The organism is Sulfitobacter aestuariivivens (assembly GCF_014763045.1).
GTDB classification, from domain to species: domain Bacteria; phylum Pseudomonadota; class Alphaproteobacteria; order Rhodobacterales; family Rhodobacteraceae; genus Sulfitobacter; species Sulfitobacter aestuariivivens.
Map to the genome: position 1 here is coordinate 1 of NZ_JACTAG010000014.1, position 581 is coordinate 581.

Here is a 581-nt window from a genome sequence, read left to right on the forward strand (position 1 = left end):
TCAAAGGCGATGCTTGCGGTGTTCACCACGTTGTTGCCGTTGTCGACCACAGGCTGCGTCACATTGAACGTCGCCGTGTAGGTCCAGACCTCGTCCACATCCAGCACACCTGCCGTGCCGCCGTCCCCGCTCAGTGTCGGGCCAGACGTCAGCGCAACGGTATTGCCCGTCTGCGTCAGAACATCGTCAAAGTCAGGGTTCGTCAGCGACGTGTTCCCCGTGTTCGTGACGGTGACCGTATAGGTCAGAAGCTGCGGGATCGTATCCGTCGCGGAGATCGCGTCGATATCAACCGTCTTGGCAATCGTGAAGCTGGACTCCGTCTCGATCGTCGTGATCGCCTCGGCTTCCTGCACGGCCGCCTCATCAAAGGCGATGCTTGCGGTGTTCACCACGTTGTTGCCGTTGTCGACCACAGGCTGCGTCACATTGAACGTCGCCGTGTAGGTCCAGACCTCGTCCACATCCAGCACACCTGCCGTGCCGCCGTCCCCGCTCAGTGTCGGGCCAGACGTCAGCGCAACGGTATTGCCCGTCTGCGTCAGAACATCGTCAAAGTCAGGGTTCGTCAGCGACGTGTT

General features: G+C 60.6%; 1 protein-coding gene. It reads right to left on the minus strand.

Going from position 1 to position 581, the window contains the following annotated elements; all coding sequences use genetic code 11:
• The coding region (locus H9Q16_RS20515) for a DUF7507 domain-containing protein (protein WP_216859538.1) at window positions 1-581 on the minus strand (581 nt) is incomplete at both ends.